This is a genomic window from Haloarcula sp. MBLA0138 (assembly GCF_055632455.1).
Genome location: NZ_CM145746.1, coordinates 443,457 through 456,362, shown reverse-complemented (window position 1 = coordinate 456,362; position 12,906 = coordinate 443,457). Strand labels below are relative to the sequence as shown.

Below are 12,906 nucleotides of genomic sequence, written 5' to 3'. Positions count from 1 at the left end.
GTAGCGGATTTTCGACGTGAAAACGAGAGGTGGAGTGACTGTACAACGTGGCGGCCGCCGGCTACCCGTCGAGGCGGGCCGTCACCGACCCGATAGAGGCGAACTCCGCGGTCAGCACGTCGCCGGTGCGCACGTCGACGGCCGGCGTGAGCGACCCGCTCAGGACGACGTGGCCGGCTTCGAGGCGCTCGTCGAGGTCCGCGAGCGTGTTCGCGAGCCACGCCACCGACCGCGCGGGGTGGTCGAGGACGGCCGCGCCGACGCCGGAGGCGGTCAGTTCGCCGTTCCGGTAGAGCTTGACGCCCTCCAACGAGAGGTCCCGGTCGGCGTGTGCGCTGACCGTCTCGCCGGTGAGATACAGCGCGGACGAGGCGTTGTCGGCGATGGTGTCCTGAATGCGGATGTCCCAGTCGCGCACGCGGCTGTCGATGACTTCGAGGACCGGGACGACGCCCCGCGTCGCGTCGAGTACGTCGAGGTACGTCACCGGCGGGTCGAGCGCCTCGCCGATGAGGAAGCCGATCTCGGGCTCGATTCGCGGCTCGATGAGGTCGTCGCCCGGTATCACCCGGCCCTCGACGAACATCGTGTCGAGCAGGCGGCCGAAGTCGGGTTCGTCGACGCCGAGTTGCTCCTGAATCCCGTCGCTGGTCAGTCCGACCTTGTGGCCGACGACGCTGGCCCCGTCGTCGAGGCGCTTCTCGACGAGTCGGGACTGGACGCGATAGGCGTCCTCGTTCGTCAGGTCGTGTGACGCGGTGAGGCGGTCGATGGGGTCGTTGGCCCGCAACGCGTCGTACAGCGACGTGGCGAGCGCTTCGCGTGTGTCCTCGTCCATTGGCATCGTGATACAACTGTACCCGGGGGCAAAGGTGTTTGGAATCGGCGACCGCCACCCCCGCCGGCAGCGCTTTTTCGATGCGAAAACGGGATGGTTCGGGCCGTCGGCTGCCCCGCCCACCGGGCCGAGAGCGACAGTCGAGACCCGCCAGCGACGGCTGGGAACGGGTTGCCGGCCGGTGTCGACCGCGGCCACTGGCGTCCGTTTTCAATGTGGAAATTTCAGGTAACAGATGTACGTCCGTTACACTGCTCGCGACCGCGGGCATATCGCGGGAGCCGTGGCAGTGAGTCCAGAGCCGACCCCACCACATCCACAGACATTTACAGCAATATAGGTCACTTCCGGGAGTGTATTCTGCCATACTATCTTATATTCTCGTGCAGTATTCATTTTCTCTCTCTTATGAACTCATCTTCCGCCTAAATACGCTTGTTTTTCTATAGACTGCTCTCGGTGACGACACATCGTCCGGTTCGAGAAGGGAACGCTATGTCTCCGCGGTACCGTGCTGGGTCGCCGTTCCGGCGGCGCTTTTCCGGACCGTCCCGCAGTTCGCCCTCGCTATCGGCTGGAGCTTCGCGGTTACTTCGGTAGTCCGGAGGGTACTCTAGCCGAGCGCGGTCGGCTCGGCGGGTCGGTGAGATGGGCGCGCCGGTCCGCGGTCAGTCCGCGACGGGCGCGCGCTCGACCGGGTCACCGAAGGCGTAGACGGTGTTGTGGCTCGTCACTTCGACGTCGACGAACTCGCCAAGTTCGAGCCCGCGGGCCTCCGCGTCGGCGACGACGACCTGCCGGTAGGCCTCGTCGTAGCCCACCAGCGACTCGTCGGTGCCGTCCTCGACCAGCAACACCTCGGAGGTGCGCCCGACCATGTCCTCGTAGGCCGCGCCGGTCACCTCCATCTTCAGGTCGGTCATGGCCTTCGAGCGGTCCTTCTTCGTCTGCCCGCCCAACCCCTTCATGTCGGCGGCGTCGGTGCCGGGCCGCTTCGAGAAGCGCGTGACGTTGATCTTCTCGGGCCGGGTCTCCCGCAGGAGGGCCATCGAGTCCTCGTGGTCGTCGGGCTCCTCGGTCGGGAAGCCGACGATGAAGTCCGTCGAGAGCGTCCAGTAGTCGAGATGAGCGTCGAACGTCTCGACGACGTCGAGGTACTCGTCGACGCTGTGCTGGCGGCGCATGTCCGCGAGCACGTCGTCGCTGCCCGACTGGACCGGCGCGTGGATGAAGTTGTACAGTTCGTCGTGCCGGGCGAACACCTGCGCCAGTTCCTCGCGGACGCCGTGGAGGCCCTTCGGGTTCGCCATGCCGACGCGGACCCGGAACTCGCCGTCGATGTCGGTGCAGATGCGGTCGAGCAGTTCCGGGAGCAGGCTCTCGCCCCGGTTGGTGTCCCAGCCGTAGACCCCGGTGTCCTGCCCGGTAACCCGTAGCTCCTTCGCGCCGGCGTGGACCAGCGCCCGGGCCTTCTCGACGTTCTCGGCAACCGAGGGGGAGTCGATGCGACCCGTCGCCTGCTTGGTGATGCAGTACGAGCAGTCGCTCATACAGCCTCGGGCGATGGGGAGGATGCCGACGACACCGTCCAGTATCGTCTCTGTGTCGGGCGTGACGGTCGGGCACTCGCCGTTGAGGACGTGGCCCGGCACGTCGTCCCAGTGGAGCACCTCCGCGTCGACACCGGCCTCGCGGAACTGCTCGCCCTGTGCCAGCGCCATACAGCCCGTGATTATCAGGTCCGCGGGGGTCTGCTCGTCCAGTTCTTTGGCCCGCTGGAGCATGTTGCGCTCGGTCTTCTCCAGTACCGTGCAGGTGTTGAGGATGGCCACGTCCGCCGACTCGGCGTCGTCGGCGGGGTGGTGGCCCCCCTCGCGCAGCGCCTGCGCTATCTGCTGGGTCTCACCTCTGTTCGAGGTGCACCCGTACGTCTCGATGTGATAGCGGGCCATTCGTTCCCTACTGAGACGTAGGCGGTCAAAAGGGCGACGACTCGTTGCTCACTCGCCGGTCGCGCCGCGCCACTCCCGGACGATGGCGTCGCCGCTGGAGGCCCCGATTCGCTGTGCCCCGGCCGCGAACATCGCCTCGGCGCGCTCCCACGACCCGATACCGCCGCTGGCTTTCACGGGCCGGTAGCCGCTCAGCAGTTCCACGTCGGCGACGGTCGCCCCGCCCTCGGAGAACCCGGTCGCGGTCTTGAGGTAGGCGGCGTCGGCGTCGACCGCGAGTTGGCCGATGCGGTGGAGTTCGGCCTCCGAGAGCAGCGGGGCCTCGACGATGACTTTGACCGGCACCGGCACCGCGGCGACGACCTCGGTCAGGTGGTCCCGTAGGGCGTCGTCGTCGCCGGCTTTCAGCAGGCCGACGTTGGCGACGAGGTCGAGTTCGTCCGCCCCGTCCTCCCACGCCCGCTTGGCCGCCGCGACCACCGCGTCAGTCGTGCCCTGTCCGTGGGGGAAATCCACGACCGTCGAGAGAGAAACGTCGACGTAGCCGTCGGCCAGCGAGACGGTGGCGGGCGGGACACACGCCCGCATCCCGAACTCCGCGGCGGTGTCGAGACAGGTCAGCACGTCGTCGGGCGTCGTTGTCGGTCCCAGCACCGTGTGTTCGATGCGGTCGGGAACGTCGTCCATAGCCCGACGACAACCGGCGGGCACGTAAACGTCCCGGGGAGCGACGCGAGGAGCGTAGTCGGAAGCTTTTCCACCCGGCGACTCGCCCTCTGGCACATGGTACTGCCGATGGGGTTCGCGCTGCCGCCCCTACCGTATCTCGCCGCGCTCGTCGCCGGAGCGCTCGTCGTCACCGCGGTCCTGTACGCGCTGGAACCGCCGATAGACCAGCGGACCGTAGTGGCGCTGGCTCCGTGGATGGCCGTCGGCGGGGCCTTACACGCCTTCTACCAGCCGTCGATAGGGGCCTACTCGCCGGCCGTCCGCCCGCTGTTTGGCGCGCCCGCGGTGTACGTCACGACCTACGTCACCCTCGGCGCGGCGTGGCTGGCGCTGACGCTCGTGGGCGTCCAGCGGGGCCACACGGAGAACGTCTCCCGAAACCTCGGGCTGGTCGGGACGGGCGTACTCACGGTCCTGCTCGTGCTGGCCGTCCAAATGGCCTACCGGTCGGGCCTGCTGGCGCTGGTCTGGCCGTCGCTGTCGGTGGTCGTAGCGACAGTCGTCGCGGCGGTCACGCTGCTGGTGCTTGCGCTGTGGCGGACGCCGGTCATCGTGCGCTCGCGCTACGCCGCCCCGGTGGTGGTGTTCGCCCACGCGCTGGACGGCGTCTCGACGGCCGTCGGCGCGGACGTCATCGGAATCACCGAGCGGTCGCCGGTCCCCGCGGCCATCATGCACTTCGCCGGGAGCCTCCCGACGGCGTCGGTGCTGGGGACCGGCTGGCTGTTCCTGCTCGTCAAACTCGTCGTCGCCGGCGCTGTGGTCGTCCTCATGCACCAGTATCTGGAGGACGAACCGCGGGAGGCCAGCCTCTTGCTGTCGGTCATCGCCGCCGTGGGACTGGGGCCGGCGACCAACAACATCGTCCTGTTCCTGTTCGTGCCGGTGTAGCCAAGCGGCGGCGACGGCAACGCACCCACCGACTCCGGCGACCGGGCCGGCGAACCCCGTCCGGTTTTACCGGCCGCCGTCGAACGCCCGGCCATGGCGAAACAGCCCCACCTGCTGGTCGAACCGGGCGACGTGGCCGACCTCGCGCTCGTCCCCGGCGACCCCGGCCGCGTCGACCGCATCGCCGGCCACTGCGAGAACGTCGAAGAAGTGGCACAGAACCGCGAGTACAAGGTCGTCAACGCCACCTACGAGGGCCGCGAACTGACTATCTGCTCGACGGGCATCGGGTCGCCCTCGGCGGCCATCGCCGTCGAAGAACTCGACGCGGTCGGCGTCGAGACGCTGCTGCGAGTGGGCACCACGGGGGCGCTCCAGTCGGGCATCGAAATCGGCGACATGGTCGTCGCCACCGGCGCGGCCAAAGACGAGGGGACGACCGCCCGCTACGAGTCTGACACCGTGCCCGCGGTCCCCGACTACGAGGCGCTCTCGGCGCTTGTCGACGCCGCCCACGCAAACGACGAGGCCGTCCACGTCGGCCCGGTGGCGACCGACGACGCCTTCTACGCCGAGACCGACGCCTACGTCCGCGACTGGGAGGCAGCGGGCCTGCTGGCCGTCGAGATGGAGGCCGCCGCCCTCTTCTCGCTGGCCCGCCGGAAGGGGCTGCGGGCGGGCGCTATCTGCACCGTCGACGGCAACCTCGTCGAGGGGACCCAGAAGGGCGAGACCGACGCCGACGAACTGCCCGAGAAGGCCAAGAACAACGTCGAGCGGGCCATCGACATCTCGCTGTCGGCCGCGGCGTCGCTGTAGGCGCGGTCGGTCGCCCGCCGGCGAAAGCTTACGGGACCGTCGGCCGTTGCAGCGGATATGTTGGACCGCGCGCGCCAGTACGTCGTCGCCGCGGCCCGCCGCGCCCGGCGGGTCGAACGGCGCGAGTTGCGGGAGTTCCGGGCGTGGGCCGAGACGACCGACACCGTCGTCCACCTGTCGGTGCTCGTGCTCGCCCCGCTGCTCATCGCGGTCGTGACCGGGATGGCGGAGTCGATTCCGCGGCTGAGTTTCCTGCTGTTCCCGCCGCTGGCGTCGGGCACCTACACCCTGTTCGTCGACCCGACGGGGCAGTACTCCGACCCCAAGCGGTTCGTCGCCGGCCTCACGTTCGGAGCGGCCTGCGGGCTGGGGGCGCTGGCGCTCTCCGCGTCGCTGCCGACGCCGGCCGGCGACGTGGGGACCAACGCCGTCGCGGCGGGGCTGGCCGTCTTCGCCACGGGCGTCGTGACGTGGCCCCTCGACATCGAGGAGCCGTCGGCGTACTCGACGGCGCTGTTGGCGCTGTTGGTCCGGCCCAACCAGCGGCTGGTCTTCCTCGGGAGCATCGTGCTGGCGAGTTCCCTCGTCGCCGTGGTGTTCGCCGTCTGGCGCGAGCGGGTCTACGAGCGCCGCGCGACGTACCTCTACGGGTCGACGAGCGGTGACGACCACGTGCTGGTGCCGATGCGGACCGACACCGCCGGCCGGACGGCGATGCTTGCCGCGCGGCTCGCGGCCGCCCACGAGGCGGGGAAAGTGGTCCTGCTCGATATGGTGTCGGGGACCGAGAAGGCGGCGGCCGAGCGGGCGCTGCTGGACCGCGACGCCGGCCGTTCCCGGTTCGCCGCCGCCGAGCCGTCCCCCGACTCCGACGGCGACATCGACGCGGAACTACGCGAGCGCGTCGACCGACTCGAAGCCGAGGCCGGGCGCATCGAGACCCGCGCGGGCGTCCCCTGTCAGGTTGTGGTCGCCCACGACGACGGCTCGCCAGCGGCGACCACCGCCGAGACGGCGGCGGCGACCAACTGCGACCTCATCTGTGCCCCCTACGAGAGCCGTCACGGCGCGCTGACGCCGTATCTCCGGCGGTTGCTGGACGGGCGCGTCGACGTGCTCGTCCACCGGTCGCGCCGGGACGCGGTCCGCTGGAAGCGGGTGTTGGTCCCGGTCCGGGGGACCAGCGACGTGGCCCACAACATGGTCGATTTCGCCACCCGGCTGGCGGGCCGGACCGGCCACGCCGCGGTGGCGACCTGCATCGGCGAGAGCGGGAACCGCCGGCGCGCCGAGGAGATGCTGGCGGACCTCGTCGAACCCTTCGACGGCGCGACCGAGACCCGCGTCTCGCGGACCGGTATCCACGACTTCCTCGCGGCGACGGCCCCGCAGTACGACCTCGTCGTCATCGGCGCGAGCCGGGACCGCAGTGCCGCCTCGCGGTTCGTCTCGCCGCCCACCTTCGAACGACTGGAGCGCGTCGAGACGGACGTGGCCATCGTCGACCGGAACCGGCCCTGAGTCCGCGCCGGCGACGGCGTGACGGCCGCCGTTCAGCCCGCCAGCGGCAGTCCGCCGTCGAAGGGGCACTCGGACCGCTCTGGTTGGCGGTCGAACGCCGCGACCACCGGGTCGGCGTCGGGCAGGTGGGGGAGCCGGTACTCGCCGTCGCCGTGGTCGACAACGACCGTCTCGGTTCCGAGCAGGGCGTCGACAGCGGTCCGCTCGACGCGGAGGCCGGTCTCGTCCCCCGCCTCGACGCGCCACAGCGGCGTCTCGACCAGCCGGTCGGCGGCCACGAGCGCGCCGGCGTCGGGCGCGACCCGGTACTCGACCGCGCCGTACCGAAGCAGGTGGTCCAGACACAGCAAGAGGGTCGGCACCGCGACGCTCACTGCGACGAGCGCGGCGACGACCACCCACGCCTCGCCGAGCGCGAACGGCACCGCGGCGAACAGTCCCAGTCCGCCGAGGGTGACGCTCCCGGGGTGGGCCCGGAGCCGGAGCGGGCCGCCGAGCAGTCGCCCCCAGCGGGCGGGGCGGGCCCGCTCGAACGCGTCAGGGAGCGCCCCGTCGACTGAGTGGGGCTCCGGCGGCGGGGCCTGCCACCCGTACTCCCGGTCGTACGACTGGAAGTAGACGGCGAGGCGGTCGCTGTACACGCCCAAGAAGTCGGACGCGAACTTCAGCGAGACGATGGCGAACACCAGCGGTAACCCGGCGACGGCCGGGTCGAGCGCGCCCAGTTCCGCCTCGGGCCCCACCGTCGCGCTCGTCACCAGCACGACCGTGAGCAGGCCGCCGAAGAACACAGTGGCGATTCTGAACAGGAGCCCACCGAACGCCGTCTGGGAGTTGTGCTTGCGGTACTCGCCGCTGTAGAAGTAGTTGCGCACCGTCGTCGCCCCGGTCACCACGAAGATGCAGAGGGCGGCCAGCGTCACGCTCTCTATCGTCGCCTCGCTGGGCTCGGGCACCGGGCCGACGAGGAGCGCGCCGGTCACGAACCACGCGGCGGCGACGACGAGGACAGCCAGCGGGAGGGTGACGACCGTCGCGAGATGTATCCGGAGGTCGGTCCCCGGCACGGAGAGGGTCGGCTCTCGCGCCGCCACCGGGCCGACGAGCAAGGCCCCCGTGTCGAGAGCCGGCGGGCGACCGGCGAACAGCGCCCGAACGAGCGCCCACACCGCGTCGACGCCGAGTTCGAACCAGTAGAGCAACAGCAACGCGGTCGCGCTCCAGTCCAGCGCGACGACGCCGACGACCGGGACGGCGTTGGAGGCGGCGACGCCGAGGAGGGCCGTCCGACGGCTGTCGGTGTCCGGGGCCAGTCCAGCGGCGGGCATCGAACCGACGTAGCGACCACCGACGCATGAAAGAACGGGTTTCGACTCCGGTATCGGGCGAGAGCGGGAGAACGCGCTGTCGCGGGTGCGGTGGCTGCTTGCGGCCGTGATAGCCGACACGGGGCAGTGTAGCTGCGAGCGCCGCCGGCTCAGATGTCCGCGTCGCTCTCGTCCGTGACGTCCAGCAGGTGGTCGGCGATGTTCTCCATCCCCTCCCGACCGAGTGCCGACTGGACGAGCAGGTGGCCGCCGATGACCGCCGGGCTGATGACCGTATCCGCGCCCGCTCGCCGGAGTTTCTCGACGTTCTCGCGCTCGGTCGCCGCGGCGACGACGGTGGCGTCGGGGTTGAGGTTGCTCGCGGTCAGGATAGCCAACGCGTCCTGTGCGTCGTCGTTGGTCGCGGCGACGACGGCGCTGGCGTCGGCGATGCCGGCCCGATGGAGCGGCTCCTCGTCGCTTGGGTCGGCGGTCAGCACCGCCACGTCCCGCTGCTGGAGGGTCGCAGCGGTCTCCTGTTGGGGCGTGATGACGACGAAGTCGACAACGCCGGTGAGTTCTTCGAGTATCGGTTCCGTCAGGTCGCCGTAGCCGAGGACGACGATGTGGTCCTCGAGCAAGTCCAGTTGTGCGTCGGTCATGTTTCCGAGTGCTTGCGCGAACCGCTTCTCGATGGCCGGGCCCAGTAGTGACCCCAAGGCGATGGCGAAACTCGCCGTCCCGAGGACGACCACGGACATGGCGAACAGGGTCGCGGACTCCGAGGTGGGCGTCACGTCGCCGTAGCCGACGGTGCTCGCGGTGACCAGCGTGTAGTAGAAGGCGTCGGTCAGCGTCCGGACGTTGTTGAAATCCTCGCGGAGCGCGTAGGTGCCGACGGTGCCGTACACCTGCGCGCCCACGAGCGCCGCGCCGGCAGCCAGTTGGGTCGTCGAGAGGTCTATCTCCCGGTCGAACCGCCGGCGGTTCAACAGCAGCGTCGGCAGAGAGACCAACGAGAGGACCACCATCGGCACGGAAAAGGCGGAAGCCTGCACCAGCCCCTGCAGGGCCGACACCGGCATGAGGACGACGACGACCAGCCACGCGGCCCGGAGCCGCCGCCGGAGACCGAAGACCCCGACCAGCAGGGTGAAGCCGGTCAGCGTCCCGGTGAACCCGGCGGTCTGCTGGATGCTCGTCGGGACGTAGGCCGCGAGCGGGCCGGCGATGGTCACGTCGGTGATGTTCGCCACGCCCGTCGCAAACGACAGCAGCGCCACCAGCGCCGGCAGGAGTATCGCCGCCCGCGCGCTCAACCAGTCCCGTGACCGAACCATGTGGTCCCCGTCTGCTCCGGAGGGGCCTAAATGTACTGTCCGCGACGCCGACCCGGCGGAAGCGATTTATCGCCGGCCACTCACCGTGGGGACATGGCTTCCGTCCCCGTCGAAATCCTGATGGGAATCTACCTCGGGTTGCTCGTGGGCGTCATCCCGGCGCTGGCGTCGTGGGCACTCGGGTTCTCGTTCAAGTACTTCACGGGGGTGACGGTCCCGGGGTTCGGGGTCGCCGTGCTGGCTATCGCGCTGGCGGGCGTCAGCGGCGGGCTGTTGGCGCTGGCCGACACGAGCATCACGCAGGCCCCCGACGCCGGGCGGGTCGTCACTGCCATCCTGCTGGTCGCCATGGCGTCGCTGTACGCCCACAGCAAGGGCGACCAGATGGGGGCGGAGTTCCCCAAGCGGCTCTCCCTGCGTGGCTTGCGCGAACGGACGCTCTCGGCCGACGCCCTCGAGTTCGTCGGCGGGCGCAGCGAGGCGCGCATCCGCATCGTCGGCGAGGTGGCCGACATGGAGGGGTACCCGCCGCTGCCCGAACCGCTCCGGGCCGAGATACGCGGCGAGGAGTGGACGTTCCCGGCGGACCTCCGCATCGGCGAACTGGAAGAGCGGATGGAGGAGCGGCTGAAGACGGAGTTCGACCTCGGCGACGTGGCCGTCTCCATCGACGAGCGCGGGCGGGCGACCGTCGTGGCCGCGCCCCCCTTCTCGGGGCTCTCGAAACGGGTCGGCGACGGCCGCCACGCCGTCTCCGTCGACGCCCTCCTGCCGACGGGGCTGGCCCGCAACGACGAGGTGACGCTGCTGACCGCCGACGTGCAGGTCAGGGGGACCGTCGTCAGCGCTCGGTCGGGCGACCCCGACGCCGCTGTCGAGACGCCCGACGAGCCCGAGGTCGCCGACGCCGAGCGGCCGCCGACGCCGGTACAGGCCCCGACGACCGACGGCGGCGAGGGCCGGCTGACGGTGGCGGTCAACCGCACGGACGTACAGCCACTCCTGCGGGCGTCGCAAGCGAAGGTCGTCGTCGAACCTCGCGGCACCCGCCGGGAGTACGAACTCGTCTCCCTGCTCCGGCGGGCCGGCGACCGCTTCCGGCGGCTCACCGTCCGCGCCGGCGGTCCGCTCGACGGGACGACGCTGGGCGAGGCCCGCGTCCGGGAGACTCACGGCGTGGCCGTCTTCGCGGTGCGGAAACCGGGGGGCTGGCAGCTCGCGCCCCACGGCGAGGCGGCACTGACGGCCGGCGACGAACTGTACGCCGTCGGGAGCCGGGACGCGCTCGACGCCTTCACGGAGGCGGTCGCGGTATGACGGCGGCCGCCGCGGCCCTGCAGGCCGGGACGGGCCTGCAACTCGGCCAGACGACGGCGGCGTTCGTCGAGGGGGCGGCGTGGCTCCTCGCCGTCGCCCTGCTGGCCGGGACGCCGGCGGCCACCGCCGCGTTGGGGTACCGGTGGTACGTCCGCGAGCGCGTCCCGAGCGGGCTCGCGCTCCTGTTCGGCCTCACCGCGGTCGTGCTCTACGTCGGCGCGACGACGGCACTGAGCGAGGTCATCACCGGCGACGAGGGCGTACTCGCCGCGGGGACCGTCCTGCTCAACCTCGCCGCGTTCGGCGCGGGCGGCGGCGGCGCGTACGTCGGCGCGCGGGTGGGCGACCGGGCCGGCGTGACACTCTTTGCCACGACCGGCGGCCGGGACATCGACGCCGACCTGAGCGATATCGTCCAGACAGTCGGGCGCGTCACCGCCGTCGAACTCCCGGCGGACATCGACGACATCGTCGGCTACGACCCGATGCCGGCGGCGACCAAGGAGAGCCTGTCGGGCCGGCGGTTCCTGTTCCCGCGCCGGCTGACCAAGGCGGAACTGCGCGAGCGGCTGGTCTCGCGACTCAAGACCGACTACGGCGTCGGTCACGTCGACGCAGAACTGGCCGACGACGGCAGCGTCGAGTACCTCGCCGTCGGCTCCCGAGCGGCCGGCATCGGCCCGACGCTACCTCCGGCGACCAACGCCGTCGCCGTCCGCGCGGACCCGGCCCACGCCGCCAGCGCCGGCGACCTCGTGCAAGTGTGGGCCACCGACCCGCTCCAGCGAGTCCTGACCGGCGAACTCCGGGGCGTGGCCGGCGAGGTGGCGACGGTCGCAATCGACGCCGCGGACACGCCGAAACTCGACCCGACGACGCGGTACAAGCTCGTCACTCTGCCGGTGCAGGACCGCCCCGACCGGGAGTTCGCGTCGCTGCTGCGGGCCGCCGACGAGACGATGGGCACCGTCACCGTCGGTGCCGGCAGCAGCCTCGACGGCGCGACGGTCGGGAGCCTCGGCGTCACCGTCGCGGCCGTCACCCGCGCCGACGCCCCGCCGGTGACGATTCCCGGCCGCGACCGGGCGCTGTCGCCCGCGGAGACGGTCTACGTCATCGCGACGCCAGACGCCCTCCGACGGCTGGAGGCGGCCGCGACGGCGACCGACGACCCGGCCGGCGGCGACGAGTCGGCGGACGACGGCACCGACGAACCTGACTCCGCCGTCGCGGCGGCCGGGGCGAGCGCCGGAAGCGACGCCGAGTCGGCCGCGGAGTACGGTCCCGCCGGCAGGGACGGCGACGGGGCCGCGGGCGGCACCGAAAGCGACGGACCCGACCCGAGCGCGCGAGCGGACCCGGAGATACCGGACGGCGACGCCTTCCCCGACCCCGGCGACCTGCCGGGACCGACTGACGACGCGGACGGCGACGGAACCGCGTCCCCGGACGAGGGAGACGACGGCGCGGGCGAGGCGGTCGATAGCGCGGCGACCACGACCGACACGGTAGACGCCGAGAGCGACGACGCGAACGGGGACGGCGAAGCGGCAGACGGTGAGACGACAGCGAGCGAGAACGGTGGTCCCGACGACGGGGACGACACGCCGGCAGACGAGGGCGACGGACCCGACGACGCCGCGGCCGACACCGGCGCGCCCGAGGACGCGGACGACATCCTCGGCTCGCTCCCGGAGGGCGACGACGAGGACGTCGACCTCGACGACCTCCTCCGGGACCCGGACGGGGTCGGGACCGGAGCCGACACCACCGAGGGCGACGCGGCCGACGGGGCAGACGCCGACGCGGCCGAGGGCGACGAGCGGGACGGGGCAGACGCCGACGCGACCGACGGCTCGAAGTGACGGTCCGGAACGCTCTTTGCCGCCGCCGTCCGTCCGTCGGACATGGAGTGGAAGCTGTTCGCACACCTCCGCGAGACCGCTGGCGGACAGACCGTCACCGTCGACGCCGGGGACGACGCGACGGTCGAGGCGGCGCTGGACGCGCTGGTGACCGACCGGCCGGAACTGGCCGCCGAGGTGCTCGACGACGACGGGACGCTCGCGGACCACGTCCGCCTGCTGGTCGACGGCGAGGACCCCTTCGCCGGCGGCGATGGGCTGGCGACGACGGTCGAGGGCGACACCGAACTCGCCCTGTTCCCGCCCGTCAGCGGCGGGTAGACCTGC

The 12,906-nt window shown here is 71.2% G+C and carries 11 protein-coding genes; 6 read left to right on the top strand and 5 right to left on the bottom strand.

Translation table 11 applies throughout. The features are described 5' to 3' along the window. Positions 1-61: 61 nt before the first annotated feature. From ACV7JO_RS02265 to deoC, 3 genes are all read right to left on the bottom strand, one after another. Positions 62-838: a 2-keto-4-pentenoate hydratase gene (locus ACV7JO_RS02265; RefSeq protein ID WP_470354722.1), complete on the bottom strand. Its 777-nt coding sequence runs from the start codon at positions 836-838 to the stop codon at positions 62-64. A gap of 668 nt (positions 839-1,506) precedes the next feature. Then, complete coding sequence (locus ACV7JO_RS02260; protein WP_470354721.1) at positions 1,507-2,790, bottom strand: tRNA (N(6)-L-threonylcarbamoyladenosine(37)-C(2))-methylthiotransferase; 1,284 nt, start codon at positions 2,788-2,790, stop codon at positions 1,507-1,509. Positions 2,791-2,838: 48 nt separating this feature from the next. Then, positions 2,839-3,477, bottom strand: a complete 639-nt coding sequence (gene deoC / locus ACV7JO_RS02255) for a deoxyribose-phosphate aldolase (protein ID WP_470354720.1) — start codon at positions 3,475-3,477, stop codon at positions 2,839-2,841. Between the two features lie 96 nt (positions 3,478-3,573). Between deoC and ACV7JO_RS02250 the strand changes: the two genes are divergently transcribed. The 3 genes from ACV7JO_RS02250 (at position 3,574) to ACV7JO_RS02240 (ending at position 6,750) form a co-directional block, all read left to right on the top strand. Further along, positions 3,574-4,410: a DUF63 family protein gene (locus ACV7JO_RS02250; protein ID WP_470354719.1), complete on the top strand. Its 837-nt coding sequence runs from the start codon at positions 3,574-3,576 to the stop codon at positions 4,408-4,410. A gap of 93 nt (positions 4,411-4,503) precedes the next feature. Then, positions 4,504-5,229: a nucleoside phosphorylase gene (locus ACV7JO_RS02245; protein ID WP_470354718.1), complete on the top strand. Its 726-nt coding sequence runs from the start codon at positions 4,504-4,506 to the stop codon at positions 5,227-5,229. Positions 5,230-5,286: 57 nt separating this feature from the next. Then, positions 5,287-6,750 carry an HPP family protein gene (locus ACV7JO_RS02240; protein WP_470354717.1) on the top strand — a complete coding sequence of 488 codons (1,464 nt, stop codon included), beginning with the start codon at positions 5,287-5,289 and terminating at the stop codon, positions 6,748-6,750. Positions 6,751-6,782: 32 nt separating this feature from the next. Here ACV7JO_RS02240 and ACV7JO_RS02235 read toward each other — a convergent pair whose 3' ends face one another. Both ACV7JO_RS02235 and ACV7JO_RS02230 read right to left on the bottom strand, forming a co-directional pair. Next, the gene (locus ACV7JO_RS02235; RefSeq protein WP_470354716.1) at positions 6,783-8,078 is read right to left on the bottom strand and encodes a DUF6498-containing protein; all 1,296 of its coding nucleotides are present in this window, start codon (positions 8,076-8,078) and stop codon (positions 6,783-6,785) included. 149 nt (positions 8,079-8,227) lie between these two features. Next, a complete protein-coding gene (locus ACV7JO_RS02230; protein ID WP_470354715.1) occupies positions 8,228-9,397 on the bottom strand; it encodes an NAD-binding protein in 1,170 nt (389 codons plus the stop codon). Positions 9,398-9,427: 30 nt separating this feature from the next. Between ACV7JO_RS02230 and ACV7JO_RS02225 the strand changes: the two genes are divergently transcribed. The 3 genes from ACV7JO_RS02225 to ACV7JO_RS02215 are packed head-to-tail and all read left to right on the top strand — an operon-like array spanning position 9,428 to position 12,900. After that, positions 9,428-10,714 carry a potassium channel family protein gene (locus ACV7JO_RS02225; RefSeq protein WP_470354714.1) on the top strand — a complete coding sequence of 429 codons (1,287 nt, stop codon included), beginning with the start codon at positions 9,428-9,430 and terminating at the stop codon, positions 10,712-10,714. Then, on the top strand, positions 10,711-12,579 hold the full coding sequence (locus ACV7JO_RS02220; protein ID WP_470354713.1) for a TrkA C-terminal domain-containing protein: 1,869 nt from the start codon (positions 10,711-10,713) through the stop codon (positions 12,577-12,579). Before ACV7JO_RS02225 ends, ACV7JO_RS02220 begins: the two co-directional genes overlap by 4 nt. A 42-nt stretch (positions 12,580-12,621) precedes the next feature. Continuing rightward, positions 12,622-12,900 carry a ubiquitin-like small modifier protein 1 gene (locus ACV7JO_RS02215; protein ID WP_470354712.1) on the top strand — a complete coding sequence of 93 codons (279 nt, stop codon included), beginning with the start codon at positions 12,622-12,624 and terminating at the stop codon, positions 12,898-12,900. Positions 12,901-12,906: the final 6 nt, after the last annotated feature.